Source organism: Thiomicrospira sp. S5 (assembly GCF_003991075.1).
GTDB lineage: Bacteria > Pseudomonadota > Gammaproteobacteria > Thiomicrospirales > Thiomicrospiraceae > Hydrogenovibrio > Hydrogenovibrio thermophilus.
Map to the genome: position 1 here is coordinate 2,452,773 of NZ_CP014470.1, position 20,749 is coordinate 2,473,521.

Below are 20,749 nucleotides of genomic sequence, written 5' to 3' on the forward strand. Positions count from 1 at the left end.
GACAACCCTTTCCAAATTGCAAACGAGACACTCGAACCCATGAAAGATTCCATACGCAGCAAACTCGAAAACCTGGTTGAACGCCTCGACGAAGTCAACCACCTGTTGTCCGACCCGGAAATCATCGGCAACCAGGATAAGTTCCGCCAGCTGACCAAAGAACATTCCCAACTCACTCCCGTGGTCGAAACCTTCAATCGGTTCATCGAAAACGATGCCGACCTGCAAGAAGCCAAAGACATGATCAAGTCCGGCGATCCCGACCTGAAAGAAATGGGACAGGAAGAACTGCCAGGCCTGGAGAAAACTCAGGAAACCCTGGAAACCGAACTGCAAAAAATGCTGCTGCCGAAGGACCCGAACGATGACGCCAATATCTTTTTGGAAATCCGTGCCGGCACCGGCGGTGACGAAGCGGCGATTTTCGCCGGCGACCTCTTCCGCATGTACAGCCGTTATGCCGAAAACATGCGCTGGCAAGTGGAAATCATCAATGCCCAGGAAGGCGAGCACGGCGGTTATAAGGAAATCATCGCCCGCATCATCGGCGACGGCGCCTATTCGCGCCTGAAGTTCGAGTCCGGCGCGCACCGCGTGCAACGGGTACCCGCGACCGAAACCCAGGGGCGCGTTCACACCTCCGCCGCCACCGTGGTCATCATGGCCGAAGCGCCGGACGTGGAACAAATCGAACTGAACCCGGCCGACTTGAAAGTGGATACCTTCCGCGCTTCCGGCGCTGGTGGTCAGCACGTCAACAAAACCGACTCCGCCATCCGCATCACCCACTTGCCCACCGGCACGGTGGTGGAGTGCCAGGACGAACGCTCGCAACATAAAAACCGCGCCCGAGCCATGTCGTTACTGGCCGCGCGCATCATGGACGAACGTCAGCGCGCCCACGACAAGGAAATTGCCCAGGAACGTAAAAGCCTGGTCGGCAGCGGCGACCGTTCGGAGCGTATTCGCACCTACAACTATCCGCAAGGCCGGGTGACGGATCATCGCGTCAACCTCACGCTGTATAAACTGGACGAAGTCATGCAAGGCGGTTTGGAGCAAGTCATCGACCCGCTCATCAACGAATACCAGGCCGAGCAGCTGGCCGCGCTCAGCGACGACGCCTAACCGCGAAAAGGATTCGGAATGACGGCCCTGACCATTGCACAAGCCCTGTCAAACGCCAAACAAATGCTCAGCACCAGCGGTTCCGACTCCATCGACCTGGATGCGGAACTGCTGCTGGCGAATGCCATCGGCCGTAACCGCACCTATCTATACACCTGGCCGGAAGCGCTTCTGACCGAGACTCAAAGCCAACAATTTTTCGACGACGTGACCCAACGTCAAGCGGGCACGCCAGTCGCCCACATTCTGCAAACCCGCGAGTTCTGGGGACTGCCTTTCAAAGTCACCGAAGCGACCTTAATTCCCCGCCCCGACACCGAGATACTGGTCGAAACCGCGCTGGAAACCTTAGCGGCAGGAAACCCGGAAACCGACCAGGCCTGGTCGGTTTTGGATTTGGGCACCGGTTCCGGCGCAATTGCCTGTGCTCTGGCGGCCAGCGGCCCGAATTGTCGCGTCACCGCCGTTGACTTCAGCCCCCAGGCCTTGGCCGTCGCCAAAGAAAATGCTCAACGCCTCGACCTCGACATTCGTTTTTGCTCAGGCAGCTGGTTCGAACCTCTGGCCGGGGAACGCTTTGAGCTGATCGTTTCCAACCCGCCTTACATTCGTGAGGATGACCCGCATCTTTCCCAAGGCGATGTGCGCTTCGAACCCTTGACGGCGCTCACTTCCGGGGAGACCGGACTGGACGACATCACCCAGATTCTGCAACAGGCGGGCCGGCACCTGAAGCCAAACGGCTGGCTCATGTTTGAACACGGTTACGACCAGGCCGACGCGGTACAGGCCTTATTCCGCCAACATGGTTTTGAATCCATCGAAACCCGTCGCGACTACGGTGGCCAACCGCGCGTGACCTTCGGTCAATGGCCGAAAACAGCCGCCAACGAAACTTGTTAAAATAAACCGAAATCGAAACAGGAAGCACGACTATGACCTCCGATAAAACCGAACTCAACGATGCGGAATTGTCCCGCTACAGCCGTCAGATTTTGTTATCGGATGTCGATTACGACGGGCAACTGACCCTGACCCAATCGCATGCCGTCATTTTCGGCCTAGGCGGTTTAGGTTCGCCCGCGGCGCTTTACCTGGCTTCCGCCGGCGTCGGGAAACTGACACTCGTGGATTTCGATCAAGTCGATGACTCCAATCTGCAACGTCAGGTGATTCATCGTGAAGCCAATATCGGTCAGGACAAGGTGGCGTCAGCCAAAGCCAACCTTCAAGCCTTGAATCGCCACATTGAAATTTCGACCGTTGCCACCAAACTCACGGAAGCCGAATTGGCCGATTTGGTCGCAACGGCGGATGTAGTGCTCGATTGCACCGACAATTTTGAAAGCCGTTTCGCCTTGAATCGTCAATGCCGGCGCCACGGCGTGCCGTTGGTATCCGGCGCGGCCATCCGTTGGGAAGGTCAACTCACCACCTACGATTTCCGCCAGACGGAGACACCTTGTTATCAGTGTTTATATAAGGAAGAGCAAGGTCAGGAATTGACCTGCAGTCAGAACGGCGTTTTAGCGCCGGTGGTGGGAATGGTTGGCTCCATGCAAGCCATTGAAGCGATTAAGGTACTGCTGACGTTGCCCACCTTAATGGGCAAACTGATGATTATGGACGCGCACACCATGCAGTTCCGAACCCTTAATCTCCCTAAGGATCCGGACTGCAAAACCTGCCGCAATTAACCTGACATCACTGTCGATTACGTAAATCGAATGCCGGTTTATTGGTCGGCGTATCTTGTTTCTCCGCCTGCTTGTTCACCAGAATAATGACGCGACGATTCAAGGAACGGCCGTAAGGGGTTGAATTCGGCGCGACCGGATCGTTATCGGCTTTCCCTTCAATGGTAATCAAGGCCGGATCCACCCCCATATAGATGAAGGTCCTGGCAACCGTCGCCGCCCGAGCGGCAGAAAGTTCCCAGTTGGATGGGAATTGCAGGTTCTCAATCGGAATACTGTCGGTATAACCGGTAATGCTCAACTTCTGACCGCGACCCGCCAAGGTCTCCCCCAGCTTTTCCAACTGCTCGCGCGTTTTGTCATTGATGGTGGCACGCCCACTTTCAAAGAAGCTATCCGATCTCAAGGTGATTTTGGTGTATTCCGGCGTGTCTTCGACATCAATGTCTTTCGGGTCGACTTTGGACATCGCTTCTTCAATTTCCTGAGTACTGATTGGCGGTTTTAGGCTTTCGATCGGCGTCACGCTCTGCATATTGGTTTCTTCGGCGGAAATATTTTCCCCGCCGGCCCCTTCGCCAATCAAGGCATCGACAAATGCCTTTCGTTTGCTCGGGTCGACAATCGACGTCAGCCACATCACCAAGAAGAAAACCATCAAGGTGGTCATCAAATCGGCCAGGGCAATTTCCCAGGCCCCGCCCTCTTCCGGACACTCTTCGTGACGTTTGCGTTTAGACATCGAACTTACCCTTCACGCGGTACTTCAAATTCCGGCGGCACACGCTGACGACCGATTTCCATCGCCATACTCGGTGAGACGCCATGAGCAAAGGCCGTCAAATACGAGGCCACGACAATGAAAATCGCCTTATCTTGGCGAATCATCACCTCGACCGAATGCGTAAACGGTGCAATCGCGGCAAACGCCACGAAAATCCCTGTCAGGGTACCGACCAACGCCGCCCCAATGGAGTTACCGATGGCGGCTACATCCATGTCGCCCCCCAACAGGTTCATCGTCAAAATCACCCCCATAACGGCGGCGATAATCCCGAAACCGGGCATCAAATTGGCAATTTTGCCGGTGGCTTTCGGCACTTCCATCATCGACTGCATAATGTCTTCGATCTGGTCGTGCAGGTAATTTTCAAAATTCAACGATTGCGGTGGATTCAACAGCAGATAACTGAAATTGTCGACCACAAATTTTTTCAATTCCTTGTGCTTCAGCACCAATGGATACTTGGCGAAAATCGAGCTGTTTTCCGGCGAAACCACATGATTTTCCAAAGCCAGCAAGCCTTGGGAACGTGCCAAACGCGACAGTTCGTCCAATAGACCCAACACTTCAATATAGATTTTTTTATTGACGCGCCCACCACCAAAGTAGCGACCGATATAGGTAAACGTCTTCAACCAGACATACACCGGCGTAGAACCGAAAAAGACCCCCAAGCCCAAGCCGAGGATAATCACCAATTCCGCCGGGTGCCACAGCGAAATCAACGAGCCGCCCGCCATCAGGAAGCCCCCGATCATGCTACCCAGGATGACAAGTATTGAAAAAGGTTTTGAAATCATAATGGCTACTTTTTTGACAGTCTTAAATTAATCTAAACTCGTTTAAGCAACAAGGATACCAAAAACTGTCAAACTTATTCCGCTAAGCGAATCGCCGTTACCTTTTTCAGGGTGCGAGGCAGCGTCACGCCGCGCTTCGCACGATTTGAAAATGCTTCTTCAATCGCCGTCGGTCCGAACTCTTTCGCGTACTTACCGGCAACGATTTCAATTTTTTGACCGGACTGGAAGGCAAAAACCGCCTGTACCGACGTGCCTTTCGGCATCTGAATCAGTTTATTCCCCTTCCCTTTCGCCAATAACGGCAGCTCCGACATCTCAAACACCAGCATCCGCGGTTCATCGGTCACCACCACGACCCAATCAGACTCCGATACTTTCGCCGGTTTCAACAACTCACTTCCCTTCGGCAAACTGATGGCCGCTTTACCGGCTTTGTTTTTCGAATAAAGGTTCTCCAACTCCGTGATGAAACCGTAACCGGACGAACTGGCCAAAATATACTGTTCCTTCGGCTGACCGAGCAATACCTGTTTGAAACTGGCACCGGCGGAAGGGTTCAAGCGCCCCGTCAAAGGTTCACCATGACTTCTGGCCGACGGCAAACTGTGCGCCGCTAAGCTGTAAGCTCGGCCGGTACTGTCCATAAACACCGCCATTTGGCGGCTTTGGCCGCTGGCTTGCGAACAGAAGCTGTCCCCCGATTTATACCCTAAGGACTCACCTTCAATATCATGTCCTTTAGCAGCACGAACCCAACCGTTTTCCGACAACACCACGGTAATGGCCTCGGACGGCAGTAAATCCTGCTCGCTCATGGCTTGTGCCTGAGACGCTTCTTCCAGTGGTGAACGACGATCGTCGCCATAGGTTTCAGCATCGGCCAACAGTTCTTTTTTGACCAACGTTTTCATGCGTGCCGCACTGCCAAGAGTTTTTTCGATTTTTTGGCGTTCGGCTTCCAGCTCTTCCTGCTCGCCGCGAATTTTCATTTCTTCCAAACGCGCCAAATGCCGCAATTTCAATTCCAGCACCGCTTCGGCCTGCAAATCGGTCAAACCGAAACGTTCCATCAACACCGGCTTAGGCTTGTCTTCTTCACGGATAATGGCGATGACTTCGTCGATGTTCAGGAAAGCCACCAACAGACCTTCCAGAATGTGCAAGCGGGCCAAGACCTTATCAAGACGATACTGCAAACGTCGGCGAACCGTTTCCGTCCGGAACACCAACCATTCCGACAACATGTCTTTCAAACTTTTAACCTGCGGACGGCCATTCAAACCGATGACATTCAAGTTGACGCGATAACTTCTTTCCAAATCGGTCGTCGCGAACAAATGCAACATGGCCGCATCGACATCAATGCGCTTGGAGCGCAACTCGATGACCAGACGAATCGGATTTTCGTGGTCCGACTCGTCCCGTAAATCGACCACCATCGGTAATTTTTTGGCACGCATCTGCGAAGCGATTTGTTCCAGCACTTTGGCGCCGGAAACTTGGAACGGCAAGGCATCGACGACGACATTCACGCCGTCTTCAACGTAATAATGCGCGCGCTGACGAATCGAACCACTGCCGGTTTCATATAAGCGCAGTCGCTCCGCCTTCGGCGTGATGATCAACGCGCGGTTCGGATAATCCGGTCCCGGCAAAATTTCACACAAGGCCTCATGCGTGAGACTTTTATCTTCCAGCAAGGCCACACAGGCATTGACGACTTCACGCAGGTTATGCGGCGGGATGTCGGTCGCCATCCCCACAGCAATACCGGACGTCCCGTTCAACAACACATGCGGCACACGAGACGGCAGGACACTCGGCTCGTCCATACTCCCATCGAAGTTCGGAACCCAATCCACCGTGCCTTGCCCCGTCTCCTCCAGCAGCAACTGACTGAACTTCGACAATTTGGCTTCGGTATAACGCATGGCGGCAAAGGATTTCGGGTCGTCGACCGACCCCCAGTTCCCTTGACCGTCCACCAACGGGTAACGAAAGGAAAAATCTTGCGCCATCAGCACCATGGCTTCATAACAAGCGGAATCGCCATGCGGGTGGAATTTACCCAGCACGTCCCCGACCGTTCTCGCCGATTTTTTGTACTTGGCGGACGCTTTCAAACCCAATTCCGACATGGCGTAGATGATTCGTCGTTGCACCGGTTTCAAGCCGTCACCGATATGCGGCAAGGCTCTGTCCAGAATGACATACATGGCGTAATCCAAATACGCCTTTTCCGTAAACTGAGCAACCGACTGTTGCTCGATGCCTTCATAGTTAATCATCTGTTGGCTCATCCGTGCCTCTTTTATTGGTTTTATGGATTTGGGTTGAATTCATGCAGGGAGGGAAAGTGATGATTCACTCCTGAGACATTTTGCCGATGGCACAGGAAACATAGGATTTGGCTTTCGCACCCATCGCACCCACGCCTTCCATTGAGCCTTTTTCCGGGTAGCCCATACTCGATAACTTACCCTTGACGGCTTCCACGGGAGTGTCGTCTTCCGACTCGAAAGTGACCAGGCCTGCTTCAACCTCTACGGTTACCTGAGAAATACCGTCCATTTCAGACAGCTTCGATTCGATTGAGTGCGCACAACCGCCGCACTTGATATTATCCACTTCCACGGAAAAAAGCATATTCGCTCCACATTTTAAGTTTTCCATTCAATAGAAGTTAATTTATCATAGTTAATATAACGATAAAACTAAAACCAACCCGAAACCCTGATGGAACGCTATGCTGTATACTGCTGAACAACGAAGAGCCGAACGTATTTCGACGGAAAGGCCTGTAAAATTGACCACCGAGTCCGGAAGCTCGGACGCAAAAATGTTGGACTTATCGATTTTGGGTGTCGGCATCCTGTCCAATGAAGAACTAAACGAAGGCGATAAGGTTTCCGTTCAGTTCCAGCTGCCGAGTATCGGGCGCTCTGAAATCAAACTGGAAGGCGTCACCGCTCACAGCACGCACATTCGTGGACAGCAATATTTAATCGGTGTCGAATTCACCGATATTTCAGATTACATGCAATCGGTGATTACGGAATACATCAATTATCACCACCGTTTGGATTAGGGAGATACAAACCAAATGCTATTTAATTCGCTGTCTGCCTCGGCGGACCGCAACGCCACCATCAAAGGGCATACGGTAACCGTTCAAGGGCGCTTAAAAGAAATTTCCATCAAAGGCGTGGCGGTTGAATCTTCCAAAAATGCCTCCGTCGGTACACGTTTGGAAGTCATTTTTGAACTGCCGGCATTGGAACGCTTCAACCAAATGACGTTATTCGGGCACGTACGCAGCAGCCACAACACTGCTAACGGCTATTTTTTAACGATTGAATTTGAAGAATTGGCCAAACGGGATTTCGACATTATCGAAGACTTCCTTGCCTACAAGGAACGCCTGAAAGAACTCGGGCGACAACTGCACCGCAAAGCCAACAGTTAAACCTCAATCGGATTTCAAACGTTCTTTCATTCGCACCGGCTTGGCGCCGGGCGACACATCGTCCTTTTGAAGCTTGCGCACCGCTTTTTGCAGTAACAGATTATTAGGATAGGACACCATCTTGCCGTCATCGTCACGCAAAATGATTTGAAACAAATTAATCTCCACAATCTCACCGATAACGGTCGAAGCGCCATCGATAATTTCCATTTTATCGCCGATACGCACCGGAAAGCTGAAGAAAATCAACACACCCGCGGTGATGTTACTCAAAATCGACCATTGCGCGACCAACGCGACCGCCAGCATCGCCAGAATCGACGAGGCCACTACCACCAAACCACGATAATCAATCCCCCAGGCCAGCAACAGCATTACCGCCGTCAGGATAATCAACACCACCCGAAAATATTTATACACTTGTGCGTGGCGGGCGGGCGGTACGTTCTTTAAGTGCCCCAGCGACGTGATCACCCGTTTCAAAAACCAGTTCAGGACAAAGTAACTCAGCAGAATCAACCCCGTTAAAATCAACGGTGTTAATGAAATGGGAGAATAAGACAGTAAATCCGACATAAGCCCTACGACAACGAATCGATTACGAAAATTTTATTTTGGCGACTTCTGATGAAAAAGACAATCAGTTGTGCAAGATATTTTCCGCCACTTGGTTACGACCGTTGGTTTTGGCTTGATACAACAGTTTATCCGCCAAGGAAATCATTTCTTCCATGGAAGGAATTTCGTCACATTCCACCGCCACCAAACCGATGCTGACCGTAATTTGAATCTTAACGCCTTCTCCAATGTCCATTTCCGCCACTTCCACCGCTTGGCGGATCCGATTGGCGAATTCCATCGCACCTTTAGCGGGCTGGCTTTCCAGCAAAATCAAAAACTCTTCGCCACCGTAACGGCAAATCAAATCTTCCTTGCGACACTCATGTTCGAACAACTCCGCCAAGCCTTTCAACACACGATCACCGGAATTATGCCCATAGGTATCGTTGATTTCCTTGAATAAATCGATGTCCAGCATCAACATACACAAGGGTTCATGATTCCGCTTGGCCAAACTCCAAACTTTTTCGGCATGCTCGAAAAACGCTTTGCGATTCATCAGCCCCGTCAGGTAATCCTTGGTGGCTTCATTACGCAACTGTAGCAACACAGCACCCAACTGCTCCATCAACTTCATTCGGTCCGTGATGTCGTGAATGATGCCAACAAACTTCAACTGCCCGTTCACGCTGAGCGGCGTCACCGTAATTTCAACCGAGATTTCCGAACCGTCTTTCTTCTGCGCCTTCAACTCCCGCCCCTTGAACAACACTTTTTTACGCATGGAAGCCGACTTCATATAGTCGGCATGGTGCTGTTTATGCTCGCCTTCCGGAATCAGAATCTCAATTCGCTGCCCCATCAACTCATGGGACTCATACCCGAACGTTTGCAGCGTGATTTCATTGAAGTTCTCGATAATACCGGTCGCATCCGTGATAATGCAGGCGTCGACCATACTGTCCAAGGTACCCTCGTACAGATTTTCATAGCAGAGAATTTCTTTTTGCAGGGATTGCACTTTTTTGACCAGGCCTGCTTTACGCTTTAAGAACAACAGCAACAGCAAGCTCAGCAATAACAGCACCGTCAAGGAAAGCGTTTGGTAAAAACGGACATTGTCGATCAAGGCCTGATTCTTATCAAAGGAGGCATTAAACAACTGCTGATTCACCTTTACCAGCTCGTCCAGCGCCTGTAGTGCAGCTCGTTCACTGACCTTCACCAGACGATCGGTTTTCTCCGCCGACCAGTTTTCGCGCACCGCTTGTTCCAGAATCGGCAGCTTTTCCCAATACTCCTGAAACGTTTCTTCGATTTGACGAATTAAACGCTTTTCTTCCGGCGACGTCGCCATGTTTTGCAGTGCCGTCAGGTTTTGGGTAATCGCTTGATAATTATCGGAAAGGAGCTTGAGGGGAACCTCATCGTTTCTGAGAACGGTGTTTTTGAAGTGATGGATAAATCCGCCGTAACCCGACTCACGATAAAGGTCGAAATACAGCTTATCTTTGGCTTCGTACAGGCTGTATTCATCCGCCCATTCGGTTTGCAGCCACTTAATACTGACAAAACTGACCGCATTCATGGTGATGGTGAGCAAAATCACCAAAATCAGAATGATGCCATTCGACGAAAAGAGTGTTTCCAACTCTGCAAACAGACGATGAACGAGAGATGACTGGATAGGCGTTTTCACAGAATGCTTACCACCTTATTATTGTGTAAGCCCCATGATATTAAAAAGCTTTTCGAATGTAAAAGTAATTTACCTGTCGAATACAGGGAAATTACACCACTTCCGCCAAATCACCCTTTTCTTCCAGCCACGCCTTACGGTCCGAGGAGCGTTTTTTGGCCAACAACTTATCCATAACCAACACGGAAGTCTCTGCATCCAGGCTCAGCTGAATCAAACGACGTGTCTCCGGCATCATCGTGGTTTCCCGCAGCTGCTTCGGATTCATTTCGCCCAAGCCTTTGAAACGGGTCACCTGTACTTTGCCAGGGATTCTTTCCGATTCGACACGATCCAGAATGCCGGTTTTTTCGGCTTCGTCCAAAGCATAAAACACCTGTTTGCCGACATCGACCCGATACAACGGCGGCATGGCCACGTAGACATGGCCGTTCTCCACCAGTTTCGGGAAGTGTTTGACAAACAGCGCACAAATCAAGGTCGCAATATGAGCCCCATCCGAGTCGGCATCCGCCAGAATGCAAATTTTCCCGTAACGCAGACTGGTCAAGTCTTCCGCCCCCGGGTCCACACCGATCGCGACACTGATGTCATGAATTTCCGCCGAGGCCAACACCTGCTCCGAATCGACCTCCCAGGTATTCAAAATCTTGCCACGCAACGGCATAATGGCCTGGAAATTCTTATCACGCGCTTGCTTGGCGGAGCCGCCAGCAGAATCCCCCTCCACTAAAAACAATTCGGTGCGGTTCAAGTCCGACTCGGTACAATCAGCCAATTTACCGGGGAGCGCAGGGCCGGAGGTAATTTTCTTACGGGTGATTTTCTTGGCTTTCTTATTGCGGTTATTGGCATTATTGATGACAATTTCGGCAATCTTTTCCGCCACATCGGTGTGCTGGTTCAGCCATAAACTCAAGCTGTCTTTCACCACGCCGGAAATAAACGGCACGCATTCACGCGACGACAAACGCTCTTTGGTCTGTCCGGCAAACTGCGGTTCGCGCACTTTGGCTGACAGTACAAACGCCACATTCTGCCAAACATCTTCCGGTGTCAATTTCACCCCACGCGGTAGCAAATTTCGGAATTCGCAAAACTCGCGAATCGCATCCGTCGCACCGGCACGCAGCCCATTCACGTGCGTTCCGCCCTGCGGCGTGGGGATCAAGTTCACGTAACTTTCCAACAAGTTTTCGGACGGCTCCGCCAACCAGGTAATGGCCCAAGCCACCCCTTCATTCTCGTTATGCGATTCACCGACAAACCCTTCCAACGGCAGGCGTTCCACCCCCTCCAGCGCTTGATTCAAGTAATCTCGCAAACCGTCGTCGTATTGCCATTCGGTTTTTTCCTGACTCGGTTCATCGACGAAAGTCACTTTCAGCCCCGGACTGAGAACCGCTTTGGCACGCAGTAAATGCTTCAATTTGGTCAAGGCATACTTCGGCGTGTCGAAAAACGCCGCGTCCGGCCAAAAACGCAAAGCGGTGCCGGTGTTTTTCTTACCGACTTTACCGATGACTTCCAGCGGTTCAACCAACTCGCCGTTTTCAAACGCAATCTGGTGCTGCTGACCACCACGCTTGATTTGGATTTCCACCCGTTTCGACAGGGCGTTCACCACCGAAACCCCAACCCCGTGCAACCCGCCGGAAAATTGATAGGCCTTATTGGAAAATTTGCCGCCGGCATGCAGCTTGGTCAGAATCACTTCCACGCCCGGCACGCCCTCTTCGGGGTGAATATCCACCGGCATCCCCCGGCCGTTGTCTTCCACCATAATGGAACCGTCCGCGAAATGCGTCACCGTGATTTCCGAAGCATGGCCAGCCAAAGCCTCGTCCACACTGTTATCGATGACCTCCTGCGCCAAGTGGTTGGGGCGCGTGGTGTCGGTATACATCCCCGGTCGTTTCCGGACCGGATCCAGACCTGTTAAAACCTCGATTTCGGACGCATTGTAATTTTCGCTCACGTAAGGGAACTCCTAAGTGGTAAGTCATGTGGTAAGTATTTTTCAGTTGAGTTATATTAACCCTAATATTCTATGGATTCAAACGAGAACCGAACCAATGCCCAATCGAGACTATCACGACGAACGCCGTCAATATGAGTTTGCCACACTCAACCACGCCGATTTGCATCTCGACCCTTTCCAACAGTTTTCCGAGTGGATGGATTTCGCCTACGAACGCATGGCGCAAGACCCCACCGCCATGAGCCTGTCTACAGTGGATAAAACCGGCCAGCCGCATAGCCGCATCGTACTATTGAAAGCCTTTGGGAAAGACGGTTTGGTTTTTTACACTCATTATGAAAGCGACAAAGGCCAGCAAATCGCCGACAATCCGAAAGGCGCGCTGTTGTTTTTCTGGCCGGAACTCGATCGCCAGGTACGCATTGAAGGCCGCATGGAAAAAATTCCCCGTGAGGCGTCGGAAGCCTATTTCAAATCCCGCCCGCGAGACAGTCAACTGGCCGCGCTGATTTCTCAGCAGAGTACCGAAGTGCCGGGCCGCAAAACGTTGGAACAGAACATGGAAATCGCGGCCGAAGAACATTTAGGCGAAATTCCCTGCCCCGAGCACTGGGGCGGCTATCGTCTGACTCCGACCTATTTCGAGTTCTGGCAAGGCCGCCCAAGCCGTTTGCATGACCGTTTTCGTTTCGCGCACTCCGACGAAAACGACCAGGCCTGGCACATTGCCCGCTTATCACCTTAGCCGGTGCGATTCAGGCTGTTAAACTCATTCGCTTAACCCGTTTTAAACCAGAGAAGCTCAATGCCGCAGCAGAACATCCAACTCGACCCATCTTGGCTGGCCGTGGTCGGTCAGGAATTCGACCAACCCTATATGCAAGAGTTAAAGGCGTTTTTGACCGCCGAAAAAGCCCAAGGAAAACGCATTCTTCCAAAAGGCAGTCAGTGGTTCAACGCCTTGAACAGCACACCGTTTGACAAAGTCAAAGTCGTGATTCTCGGACAAGACCCTTACCCGACCATCGGCCACGCCCACGGTTTAAGTTTTTCGGTCTTGCCAGACGTCCAGCCCTTGCCAAAATCGCTGCTGAACATTAATAAAGAGTTGCAAGACGACCTCAATGTCGACAACCAGCATTGCGGCTATTTACAACCCTGGGCCGATCAGGGCGTCTTACTGCTCAACGCCGTCCTCACTGTGGAAGCCGGCCAACCCAATGCTCACCAAAATCGCGGCTGGGAGCAGTTTACCGATGCCATCATTCATGCTCTGGCGACGCAACGCGAACATTTGGTGTTTATCTTGTGGGGTGCTTACGCGCAAAAGAAAGGGCGCTTCATCGACCCGCAACGTCATTTGATTTTAAAAAGCCCGCACCCGTCACCGCTCTCCGCCTATCGCGGCTTTTTCGGCAGTCGGCCTTTTTCCCGTGCCAACCACTATTTAACGCAACACCAGCAAGCCCCGATTGATTGGCAATTGCCGCCAAAGGCATAAGCCTTCGTGGGCTTTATTCGTCCGTCCAATCATCCTTTTCAAAATTGGCGGCCACCAAAATCTGTACCCGACGATTCATGGCCTTGCCTGCCGGCGTGTCATTGGAAGCAATCGGGCGAAACTCTCCATAACCGGCGATGCCGAACAACCTCGGTGACAAATCGCTGTTTTCGTACAGCAAACGCATCACATTCTGCGCCCGCATGGTGCTCAAGAACCAGTTATTCCGCAGGGCGGAATTCGGGTCGATCTTGTCGTTATCGGAATGCCCTTCCACCGAAATTTCGGCTCGCCATTTCATGTGGTCCGCCTCGGCGTACTCCACCACCTTTTTCGGCATATCCGCGAGACTGAGCTTAAAAAGCGGCAAACCGCCCAACGCTTGACCTAAACGGGTCAGTTCATCTTTCAAAGACTCGGAAGGCTCAAAACCACCTTTGACATAAGCGCCGTTCTGATCGATATTGATCAAGATGCCGTTGGTTTTGCGCGCCAACGTAATGGCTTGCGCACCGGCCATCTGTTCCTTCAAGTCGGCATAAGCCAAATCCAACTGCATCTCGGTCCATTTTTGCACCCGCGTGATTTCGCCTTTATTCAGGACAATCATCATAATGAAGAAGGTGATTAACAAGGTAATCACATCCCCGAACGAAAACAGCCAGGAGCTGCGTGCTTTCAACGCCTGCGCACTCATGGTCCCTCCTCAACCGGAACCAATTGCGGCACCAGATAGATTTCCACCCGCCGGTTTGCCGGCTCCAACGGGTTGTTCGTCACTGGCCGAAAACTGCCATAACCGGCAATGGCGAAAAAATGGTCGGGCAGGCCGGTATACAGCCTCAACAAACTCATAATGGCATAAGCCCGAAACGTGCTCAGCTCGAAGTTACTGCGATACAAAGCGGTTTTCGCCAAGGGGCTGGCATCGGTATGCCCCTCTACTCGAATGGTGACTTGGAATTTTTCATCCGGTCGTAAAATGCTATTGACCAGTTTTTGATGACGTTGCCCATAGGTGGGTAAATCCAACTCATCTAAAAACAACACAAAACGATTAATGTAAGGGAGGTAACGCGGATTCACTCTGGCCCGTGCGGGCGCGAACAGGTCTTGCTTAGCCAAATCCGATTCGTCCAGGGTAAAGCGAACCCCTTTCGATAGGGTGTTTTCAACGTGCAGCCATTCCAGACCCAATTGTTTTTTCAAATGCACGGAATCCTGATAAAGATTATTGACCAGGCGTTGATAATCACGTTTGGGCTTGGAACCTTCCAATTCCACCATGGTAATAATCAAGACAAAAAACGCCAGCAGAGAGGTAAACAGAGCGATGAACACAATCTGCCAGGCCTGGTTGCGTTTCATGCGCTGAGTCGCGCGCACTTCCTCCGCTTGAACGATGGCTTCCGATTTCATGTCACGCCTCCGTTACCTGAGCGTCAGCTCCAACCGCTCTTTGTTTTTTTCATTGACGAAAGCGGTCAGGCTTTCACGCAATAACAACGGCGGCTGTTCGTTTTTCAGTCCCAACACCCCGTACATCAGAATTTCGTTTTTCAGCGCTTCCGCGTCTGACAACACCTTCAACTTACCGGCAATCGGAATAAACACGAAGTTGGCGAACAAAACGCCATAGAACGTCGTCACCAACGCCAAGCCCATGCCTTGCAACAAGTTATTCAACATATCGTCGGACTGCCCGGGCGTATAGGTGCCGGCATCTCCGCCCACTTGCGAGGTCATCATCATAATCAGCCCCATCACCGTTCCCATCATCCCGAAGGCGGGCGCGTAAGACGCCATATTGTTAAACACATCCTGGCAATTGAGGTGTCGCAACCGCATGGCGTTCAAGTGGTTTTCCAAACTGGTGGCGAGGTGTTCTTTATCCCGATAGACCATCATTTCCGACAGCGCAAAGCGCAGGAAGGAATCCGAAATCAACTCGATTTCCTTTTCCAGCGCCAACACGCCTTTGCTTTGCGCAATGTGACTGAGGTAAACGATTTGTTCGATGGCTTCGTTTTCCGATTCCGGTTCGGATGCGAACACCTTGCCGATGCCGCGGAAGAAGCACCCCATTTGAGAGAGCGGATAGTTGATGAGCGTGGCAGCGAAGGTGCCGCCCAGAACGACCAGCAACCCTTGAAAATTGAAGAAGGCAGACAGCAACTGGCCTTTTTCAAAATCGACCATGCTCAGAAGTACGATCAGACTTCCGAAAAAGACGCCAATGAAGGTTGCCAGTTTACTCATTTATCGTTTCGTTTCAGCGCACCTCACTCTTATCACTCTTCTTATCGGTTGAGTTGTCGTGCTGAATGTCAGAGTGCGCTAAAAACCATTCCTCTATTTTCTGGTTGATTTCGGCCACCGTCAGATCTGCAGTCTCCAACGGCGGGCTGATATGAATATCCACAATACCGGGATATTTGACAAAGCTGTTTTTGGGCCAAAAGCGCCCCGCATTATGCGCCACCAAATACACCGGCGCATCGGCCTTTTGCGCCAGCAAGGCGCCGCCCGGCTTGATCTTGCCGGGCTGGCCGGATGTCATACGGGTTCCTTCCGGAAAAATCACCACCCAAACATCATTGTGGAGGCGCGCCACACCATCGCTCACCACTTGTTTGATCGCCTGTCTTCCGGCATTCCGGTCAATCGAAATCGGGTCCAGCAAAGCCAGTCCCCACCCAAAGAATGGAATCCGCAACAGTTCTTTTTTCAATACGAATGTTTGTCGTGGGAAAATTTCCTGAAAAGCCAAGGTTTCCCATGTCGACTCATGTCTAGCAAGAACCAAACCAGTTTTTGAGAAGTCCAGATGCTCGCGACCGTGCAGTCGATAGGAGACACCACAAGTCACCTTCAACCACCAAATACAGAATCGAGCCCAGTAGTGGATAAACTGGTAACGGGCGCGGTTCGAGAAGGGCCGCAACAGCTGGCCCACTACTGAAAACAGGATGACCGACACCACTTGCCCGATTGCGAACAAAATCGACCGAAATCCGTAGAATCCCTTTTTCAGCGCGCTCATAGCAAAACCTCCACCACCGTCAATAAATTGTCGTAAACCGGAACACCCGACAACAAAGGGTCTTGTGTCGCCAAGGTTCGTGGACCTTTTCCGGTTTTCACCAGATAGGGCGTCATGCCTTTGGCCTTTGCCACGGCAATATCTGCCAAGGTATCGCCCACCATCGGTTGCCCCGCCAAGGACACGCCAAAACGATTTTCAATGGCCTGCAACATGCCCGTTCCCGGTTTACGGCACGGCGAGTCGTCTTCCGCGACATAAGGCGAATAGCTGATCCAGTCCACTTCCGCGTCCTGCTCTGCCAGCAACGCCACAAATTTCATATGCATGGCGTGAAGCGTCTCGCGTGAATAATAACCGCGCCGAACCCCGGACTGATTGGTGGCCACCGCCACCGTCCAACCCGCTTGCTTCAGTTTTGCAATGGCTTCCAAGCTGCCTGGCACCGGATGCCATTCATCCGGATGCTTGATGTAAGCATCCGAATCCTCATTCACCACGCCATCGCGATCCAATACAATCAATTTCATGCGATTTTCCTAACAAACGCCCAATCATAACAATGACCAGGCCTGGTTATTTTCATTCGTCTTTTCAGACGCCTTAAAACAAAACGGACCCGACAGCCAAAGACTGCGAGCCCGTTTTTCAATACACACAAGGGCTTACAGACGCGAGATATCCGCCACCTGTAAGAACAGTTGATAAATTTGATTCAACAGCGCCAAACGGTTCTGCTTAACCGCTTCCGAATCGGCCATCACCATGACCTGATCGAAGAAAGCGTCCACCGGTTGACGAATGGTCGCCAGTAAGGCCATGGCCGCCGCATAATCGCGTCCGGCAATCTGGCTGCTGACTGTTTCACGCAACGCATCCAACGCCTCGAACAGCGCCTTTTCAGCCGCTTCTTCAAACAGCGTGGTATCGACTTCCTCCGGCAAGTCGCCGTCGTATTTTTTGAGAATGTTGGAGATACGTTTGTTGGCCGCACTCAAACTCTCCGCACCCTCCATATCGCTGAACTGACAGACCGCATCAATACGCTTGCCGAAATCCAACGGATGGGCCGGCGCACAAACACGGACCGCTTCAAATTGTTCAGAGGACACTCCTTTGGCCGCGTAATAGGCTTTCAAACGGCTGACGATGAAATCGTAAATTTCATCCACCAATGTCTCGGAAGCGGTGATTTCAGAATGCAAATCCAAGCTGAATTGAATCAACAAACGCAAATCCAAATCGAGCTCTTTTTCGATAATGATGCGCATCAAGCCTAAAGCGGAACGACGCAAGGCGAACGGGTCCTTATCCCCGGTCGGCACCTGACCGATGCCGTAAATACCGGTAATCGTATCCAGCTTATCGGCAATCGCCAAGGCTTGAGACACCGCCGATTCCGGCAAAGCATCCCCGGCAAAGCGCGGCTGATACTGACCATCAATCGCTTCCGAAACCAAAGCGTTTTCATTTTGCGCCTGAGCGTAATAGCGTCCCATCACGCCTTGCAGATCCGGGAACTCACCCACCATTTCGCTCATCAAGTCGCATTTCGACAAACGCGCCGCGCGTTCCAGAATCTGCGACTCCTCACCCAACGGCTTGCCGATTTTCACCACCAGCGTTTCCAAACGCTCGACCTTGTCGTACAAGGTACCGAGCTTTTGTTGGAACACCACGGTTTTCAAACGCGGCAGGAAGTCGTCCAACGGCTGTTTACGGTCTTGATCCCAGAAGAATTTGGCATCCGACAAACGCGGACGAATCACGCGCTCATTCCCTTTCTTCACCGACTCCGGATTGGAACTTTCGATGTTCGACAAGGTAATGAATTTCGCCATCAAGCGACCGTTTGCATCGAGAATATGGAAATATTTCTGGTGCCCTTTCATCGCCGAAATCAAGGCTTCCGACGGTACATTCAGGAAACTTTCGTCAAAGTCGCCCACCACCGCGGTCGGCCATTCATTCAGGGCCGCGACTTCTTCCAACAGGCTTTCATCAATTTCCGCTACGCCATTGACCGACTCGGCCGCGGCGATGACTTGTTGACGAATGCGTTCCTGGCGCGCGTCGAAATCGGCTTCGACATAGCCTTGTTCACGCAACACGGTCAAGTAATCACCAGGCCTGGCGATTTCAATCGCTTGCGGCGCATGAAAACGGTGGCCGTGCGTCACGTTCGACGTTTTGTGCCCCAATACCGTGGCCGGCACCACCGCATCATCCAGCAACATCAACGCCCAGTGGACTGGACGGACGAATTCCACATCGGAGCTGCCCCAGCGCATGCGCTTCGGAATCGGCAATTTCGCCAAGGCTTGATTCACAATCTCCGGCAACAAATCGGCGGCCGCTTGGCCTTTCTGCTCCAGATAGTAGACCATCCAAATGCCTTTATCGGTTTCCAATTCCGACAGGTCGGCGACATCGGCACCGCAGCCTCGCGCAAAGCCTTGCAGCGCTTTGGTCGGATTTCCGTCCGCATCAAAGGCCGCTTTCTTGGCCGGCCCTTTGCGTTCGACGGTCTTATCTTCCTGACGGGCCTGCAAACCTTGCACCCGCACCGCCAAACGGCGCGGTGCCGCGTAGCCGAGCGCGGATTCATAACGCAGTTCCGCTTCATCCAAACCAGATTTGACACCGTCCACAAACGCTTTCGAAAGGGTTTTCAAGGCCTTCGGCGGCAGTTCTTCGGTTCCGATTTCAACTAAAAAATCCGTTGTCTTCATATCCATGGTCATCTTATTGCCCTCCCTCTTTGACCAGAGGGAAGCCAAGCGCTTCTCGTCCTTCATAATAGGCTTCGGCGATTTGCTTCGCCATGTTACGCACTCGCCCGATAAAGCGGGCACGCTCCGTCACACTGATGGCATGACGCGCATCCAATAGGTTAAAGGCATGCGACGCTTTCAATACCTGCTCGTAAGCCGGCAAAGGCAGCTTGTCCGCCACCAGTTTTCCGAACACGGTCTCGCATTCGTCAAAGGTACGGAACAAAATTTCGGTATCGGCTTTTTCGAAGTTATAGGTCGACATTTCCACTTCGTTTTGATGGAACACATCCCCATAAGTAACTTTGCCTTCCGGCCCGTTCACCCAAGTCAGGTCGTACACACTGTTGACGCCTTGCAGGTACATGGCGATGCGCTCCAGACCGTAAGTGATTTCACCGGTCACCGGACGGCATTCCAAGCCGCCGACTTGTTGGAAATAGGTGAACTGGGTCACTTCCATCCCGTTCATCCAAACTTCCCAGCCCAAGCCCCAAGCCCCCAAGGTTGGCGACTCCCAGTTGTCTTCCACAAAACGAATATCATGTTCCAACGGGTCGATGCCAAGGGTTTTCAACGATTCCAGATACAGTTCCTGAATATTATCCGGCGACGGCTTCAACATCACCTGAAACTGATAATAATGCTGCAAACGGTTCGGGTTTTCACCGTAGCGACCGTCGGTTGGACGGCGGCATGGCTGAACATAGGCCGCACGCCATGGCTCCGGGCCGACGGCTTTTAGAAAGGTGGATGGATGGAAGGTTCCCGCTCCCATTTCGTTGTCGTACGGTTGCATAATGACGCAACCTTGCTCTGCCCAGAAGGCTTGAAGGGTTTGGATCAACCCTTGAAAAGTTGAAATATCCGTTGCCGCGTTGTTAGACACTTTGTTTCCCTGTCTGTTTGATACTGTGTAATGGGTTTGAATCACCGAGGCCACGTCCGTGTTTTGATGGCACCTAGCCACCGCATCACAATTTACGCAAAACCCCGGCCTTTCTGACGTAAAATACCGCTAATTATAACAACTTATTGGATAAAAAAATGCCCGAAGCACAGCGGATTGACGCAAAAGGCCTCAAATGCCCAATGCCGGTGATTAAATTGCAGCAAAGCGTTCGCCAGTCATCATCCGGCGAACGCCTGATTATCGAATGCACCGATCCCGGCGCCGAAAAGGACATCCGCAGCTGGTGTAACGTGAACAAGCACTCGTTCATTAGCGCAAACCCAACGGATTACGGCTGCGACATTGAAGTCGAAGTCGGCTAAATCAAGCTTAAATGGTTTAAAAATACCTGAACTGGAA

The 20,749-nt window shown here is 51.8% G+C and carries 22 protein-coding genes; 8 read left to right on the forward strand and 14 right to left on the reverse strand.

The genetic code is table 11. The annotated features are described in order from the left end of the window. The first annotated feature begins 39 nt into the window (after positions 1–39). The 3 genes from prfA to AYJ59_RS11375 are packed head-to-tail and all read left to right on the forward strand — an operon-like array spanning position 40 to position 2,825. A complete protein-coding gene (gene prfA / locus AYJ59_RS11365; RefSeq protein ID WP_029939641.1) occupies positions 40–1,128 on the forward strand; it encodes a peptide chain release factor 1 in 1,089 nt (362 codons plus the stop codon). Between the two features lie 18 nt (positions 1,129–1,146). Then, entirely contained in the window at positions 1,147–2,031 is an 885-nt protein-coding gene (prmC, locus tag AYJ59_RS11370) for a peptide chain release factor N(5)-glutamine methyltransferase (protein ID WP_127120152.1), read from the forward strand. Positions 2,032–2,063: 32 nt separating this feature from the next. Then, positions 2,064–2,825 carry a HesA/MoeB/ThiF family protein gene (locus AYJ59_RS11375; RefSeq protein ID WP_127120153.1) on the forward strand — a complete coding sequence of 254 codons (762 nt, stop codon included), beginning with the start codon at positions 2,064–2,066 and terminating at the stop codon, positions 2,823–2,825. Between the two features lie 7 nt (positions 2,826–2,832). Here the strand turns inward: AYJ59_RS11375 and AYJ59_RS11380 are convergent, their stop codons facing one another. From AYJ59_RS11380 to AYJ59_RS11395, 4 genes are all read right to left on the reverse strand, one after another. Continuing rightward, positions 2,833–3,567, reverse strand: a complete 735-nt coding sequence (locus AYJ59_RS11380) for an OmpA/MotB family protein (protein ID WP_029939638.1) — start codon at positions 3,565–3,567, stop codon at positions 2,833–2,835. Between the two features lie 5 nt (positions 3,568–3,572). After that, positions 3,573–4,409, reverse strand: a complete 837-nt coding sequence (locus AYJ59_RS11385; protein ID WP_029939637.1) for a motility-associated protein — start codon at positions 4,407–4,409, stop codon at positions 3,573–3,575. Between the two features lie 74 nt (positions 4,410–4,483). Next, on the reverse strand, positions 4,484–6,712 hold the full coding sequence (gene parC / locus AYJ59_RS11390; protein ID WP_127120154.1) for a DNA topoisomerase IV subunit A: 2,229 nt from the start codon (positions 6,710–6,712) through the stop codon (positions 4,484–4,486). A gap of 64 nt (positions 6,713–6,776) precedes the next feature. Continuing rightward, on the reverse strand, positions 6,777–7,058 hold the full coding sequence (locus AYJ59_RS11395; RefSeq protein WP_029939635.1) for a heavy-metal-associated domain-containing protein: 282 nt from the start codon (positions 7,056–7,058) through the stop codon (positions 6,777–6,779). A 100-nt stretch (positions 7,059–7,158) separates the two neighbouring features. Between AYJ59_RS11395 and AYJ59_RS11400 the strand changes: the two genes are divergently transcribed. Next, positions 7,159–7,500: a PilZ domain-containing protein gene (locus tag AYJ59_RS11400; protein WP_081836885.1), complete on the forward strand. Its 342-nt coding sequence runs from the start codon at positions 7,159–7,161 to the stop codon at positions 7,498–7,500. Between the two features lie 15 nt (positions 7,501–7,515). Continuing rightward, a complete protein-coding gene (locus AYJ59_RS11405; protein WP_029939633.1) occupies positions 7,516–7,878 on the forward strand; it encodes a PilZ domain-containing protein in 363 nt (120 codons plus the stop codon). Between the two features lie 3 nt (positions 7,879–7,881). Here AYJ59_RS11405 and AYJ59_RS11410 read toward each other — a convergent pair whose 3' ends face one another. The 3 genes from AYJ59_RS11410 to parE form a co-directional block, all read right to left on the reverse strand. Then, a complete protein-coding gene (locus AYJ59_RS11410) occupies positions 7,882–8,454 on the reverse strand; it encodes a mechanosensitive ion channel family protein (RefSeq protein ID WP_029939632.1) in 573 nt (190 codons plus the stop codon). Positions 8,455–8,518: 64 nt separating this feature from the next. Then, positions 8,519–10,138 (reverse strand): diguanylate cyclase, encoded by a 1,620-nt coding sequence (locus tag AYJ59_RS11415; protein WP_127120155.1) that lies wholly within the window; start codon positions 10,136–10,138, stop codon positions 8,519–8,521. Positions 10,139–10,229: 91 nt separating this feature from the next. Continuing rightward, positions 10,230–12,116, reverse strand: coding sequence for a DNA topoisomerase IV subunit B (gene parE / locus AYJ59_RS11420; protein WP_127120156.1), 1,887 nt, complete (start codon positions 12,114–12,116; stop codon positions 10,230–10,232). Positions 12,117–12,213: 97 nt separating this feature from the next. Between parE and pdxH the strand changes: the two genes are divergently transcribed. Continuing rightward, positions 12,214–12,864 (forward strand): pyridoxamine 5'-phosphate oxidase, encoded by a 651-nt coding sequence (pdxH, locus tag AYJ59_RS11425; RefSeq protein ID WP_029939629.1) that lies wholly within the window; start codon positions 12,214–12,216, stop codon positions 12,862–12,864. Positions 12,865–12,924: 60 nt separating this feature from the next. Continuing rightward, positions 12,925–13,620, forward strand: a complete 696-nt coding sequence (gene ung / locus AYJ59_RS11430) for a uracil-DNA glycosylase (protein ID WP_127120157.1) — start codon at positions 12,925–12,927, stop codon at positions 13,618–13,620. Between the two features lie 13 nt (positions 13,621–13,633). Here the strand turns inward: ung and AYJ59_RS11435 are convergent, their stop codons facing one another. The 7 genes from AYJ59_RS11435 to glyQ all read right to left on the reverse strand — a co-directional run bounded on the left by AYJ59_RS11435 (position 13,634) and on the right by glyQ (position 20,326). Beyond that, entirely contained in the window at positions 13,634–14,317 is a 684-nt protein-coding gene (locus AYJ59_RS11435; protein ID WP_127120158.1) for an OmpA/MotB family protein, read from the reverse strand. After that, complete coding sequence (locus tag AYJ59_RS11440) at positions 14,314–15,039, reverse strand: OmpA/MotB family protein (RefSeq protein ID WP_127120159.1); 726 nt, start codon at positions 15,037–15,039, stop codon at positions 14,314–14,316. The genes AYJ59_RS11435 and AYJ59_RS11440 overlap by 4 nt, the downstream gene beginning before the upstream one ends. 12 nt (positions 15,040–15,051) lie before the next feature. After that, positions 15,052–15,879 (reverse strand): motility protein A, encoded by an 828-nt coding sequence (locus tag AYJ59_RS11445; RefSeq protein WP_029939625.1) that lies wholly within the window; start codon positions 15,877–15,879, stop codon positions 15,052–15,054. 13 nt (positions 15,880–15,892) lie between these two features. Then, positions 15,893–16,663: a lysophospholipid acyltransferase family protein gene (locus AYJ59_RS11450; RefSeq protein ID WP_127120160.1), complete on the reverse strand. Its 771-nt coding sequence runs from the start codon at positions 16,661–16,663 to the stop codon at positions 15,893–15,895. Beyond that, positions 16,660–17,193 carry a D-glycero-beta-D-manno-heptose 1,7-bisphosphate 7-phosphatase gene (gene gmhB / locus AYJ59_RS11455; protein ID WP_127120161.1) on the reverse strand — a complete coding sequence of 178 codons (534 nt, stop codon included), beginning with the start codon at positions 17,191–17,193 and terminating at the stop codon, positions 16,660–16,662. Before gmhB ends, AYJ59_RS11450 begins: the two co-directional genes overlap by 4 nt. 135 nt (positions 17,194–17,328) lie before the next feature. Next, positions 17,329–19,401, reverse strand: a complete 2,073-nt coding sequence (gene glyS / locus AYJ59_RS11460) for a glycine--tRNA ligase subunit beta (RefSeq protein ID WP_127120440.1) — start codon at positions 19,399–19,401, stop codon at positions 17,329–17,331. A gap of 7 nt (positions 19,402–19,408) precedes the next feature. Continuing rightward, on the reverse strand, positions 19,409–20,326 hold the full coding sequence (gene glyQ, locus AYJ59_RS11465) for a glycine--tRNA ligase subunit alpha (protein WP_068650118.1): 918 nt from the start codon (positions 20,324–20,326) through the stop codon (positions 19,409–19,411). Positions 20,327–20,484: 158 nt separating this feature from the next. Between glyQ and AYJ59_RS11470 the strand changes: the two genes are divergently transcribed. Next, complete coding sequence (locus tag AYJ59_RS11470; RefSeq protein ID WP_127120162.1) at positions 20,485–20,712, forward strand: sulfurtransferase TusA family protein; 228 nt, start codon at positions 20,485–20,487, stop codon at positions 20,710–20,712. Positions 20,713–20,749: the final 37 nt, after the last annotated feature.

Excerpts from the sequence above, each read along its gene's own strand:
- AYJ59_RS11405 (WP_029939633.1), top strand. The coding sequence starts at position 7,516 with ATGCTATTTAATTCGCTGTCTGCCTCGGCGGACCGCAACGCCACCATC.
- pdxH (WP_029939629.1), top strand. The coding sequence starts at position 12,214 with ATGCCCAATCGAGACTATCACGACGAACGCCGTCAATATGAGTTTGCC.
- AYJ59_RS11375 (WP_127120153.1), top strand. The coding sequence starts at position 2,064 with ATGACCTCCGATAAAACCGAACTCAACGATGCGGAATTGTCCCGCTAC.
- AYJ59_RS11410 (WP_029939632.1), bottom strand. The coding sequence starts at position 8,454 with ATGTCGGATTTACTGTCTTATTCTCCCATTTCATTAACACCGTTGATT.
- gmhB (WP_127120161.1), bottom strand. The coding sequence starts at position 17,193 with ATGAAATTGATTGTATTGGATCGCGATGGCGTGGTGAATGAGGATTCG.
- AYJ59_RS11445 (WP_029939625.1), bottom strand. The coding sequence starts at position 15,879 with ATGAGTAAACTGGCAACCTTCATTGGCGTCTTTTTCGGAAGTCTGATC.
- prmC (WP_127120152.1), top strand. The coding sequence starts at position 1,147 with ATGACGGCCCTGACCATTGCACAAGCCCTGTCAAACGCCAAACAAATG.
- glyS (WP_127120440.1), bottom strand. The coding sequence starts at position 19,401 with ATGGATATGAAGACAACGGATTTTTTAGTTGAAATCGGAACCGAAGAA.
- prfA (WP_029939641.1), top strand. The coding sequence starts at position 40 with ATGAAAGATTCCATACGCAGCAAACTCGAAAACCTGGTTGAACGCCTC.
- AYJ59_RS11395 (WP_029939635.1), bottom strand. The coding sequence starts at position 7,058 with ATGCTTTTTTCCGTGGAAGTGGATAATATCAAGTGCGGCGGTTGTGCG.
- parC (WP_127120154.1), bottom strand. The coding sequence starts at position 6,712 with ATGAGCCAACAGATGATTAACTATGAAGGCATCGAGCAACAGTCGGTT.
- AYJ59_RS11435 (WP_127120158.1), bottom strand. The coding sequence starts at position 14,317 with ATGAGTGCGCAGGCGTTGAAAGCACGCAGCTCCTGGCTGTTTTCGTTC.
- AYJ59_RS11470 (WP_127120162.1), top strand. The coding sequence starts at position 20,485 with ATGCCCGAAGCACAGCGGATTGACGCAAAAGGCCTCAAATGCCCAATG.
- AYJ59_RS11385 (WP_029939637.1), bottom strand. The coding sequence starts at position 4,409 with ATGATTTCAAAACCTTTTTCAATACTTGTCATCCTGGGTAGCATGATC.
- AYJ59_RS11450 (WP_127120160.1), bottom strand. The coding sequence starts at position 16,663 with ATGAGCGCGCTGAAAAAGGGATTCTACGGATTTCGGTCGATTTTGTTC.
- AYJ59_RS11380 (WP_029939638.1), bottom strand. The coding sequence starts at position 3,567 with ATGTCTAAACGCAAACGTCACGAAGAGTGTCCGGAAGAGGGCGGGGCC.
- ung (WP_127120157.1), top strand. The coding sequence starts at position 12,925 with ATGCCGCAGCAGAACATCCAACTCGACCCATCTTGGCTGGCCGTGGTC.
- AYJ59_RS11400 (WP_081836885.1), top strand. The coding sequence starts at position 7,159 with ATGCTGTATACTGCTGAACAACGAAGAGCCGAACGTATTTCGACGGAA.
- AYJ59_RS11440 (WP_127120159.1), bottom strand. The coding sequence starts at position 15,039 with ATGAAATCGGAAGCCATCGTTCAAGCGGAGGAAGTGCGCGCGACTCAG.